Here is a 700-nt window from a genome sequence, read left to right on the forward strand (position 1 = left end):
AGCCGGTGCAGCTCGACGTGCCCGGCGCGGCGCCCGGCCAGGTGCGCAGCCTGCGCAGCTTCGGCGACAGCCGCGCGATCGCCGCGCAGGCGGGCTCCGCACGCGTGGCGCTGGTGATCGGCTCGAGCTTCATCGGGCTGGAGGTGGCGGCCTCGCTGCGCGCCCGCGGACTCGAGGTGCATGTGGTGGCACCCGACGCGGTGCCGATGCGGCGCATCCTCGGCCCCGAGCTCGGTGCGTTCGTGCGCGACCTGCATGCGTCGCACGGCGTGGTCTTCCACCTCGGCACCACCGTGGCGCGGGTCGACGGCTCCCAGGTCCGGCTGGCCGACGGCACGGTGCTCGAGGCCGACCTGATCGTCGCCGGTGTCGGCGTGCGGCCCGCGCTCGCGCTGGCCGAACAGGCCGGGCTCGCCGTCGACCGMGGCGTCAGCGTCGACGCGTGGCTGCAGACCAGCGCGCCGGGCATCTTCGCGGCCGGCGACATCGCGCGCTGGCCGGACCCGCATTCGGGCGAGCGCATCCGCGTCGAGCACTGGGCGCTCGCGCAGCGCCAGGGCCAGGTCGCCGCGCTGAACATGCTCGGCCGGCACCGCGCCTTCGACATCAGCCCGTTCTTCTGGAGCCAGCACTACGACGTGACGATCCAGTACGTGGGCCATGCCGAGCGCTGGGATGCGATCGAGATCGACGGCTCGAT

Annotated in this window: 1 protein-coding gene; it reads left to right on the top strand. The window is 74.2% G+C overall.

Going from position 1 to position 700, the window contains the following annotated elements:
• Positions 1-700: NAD(P)/FAD-dependent oxidoreductase (locus AC1D1T_RS32900; protein WP_477993564.1), on the top strand; the 700-nt coding region annotated here is incomplete at both ends.

The organism is Rhizobacter sp. P2_H3, from assembly GCF_056403355.1.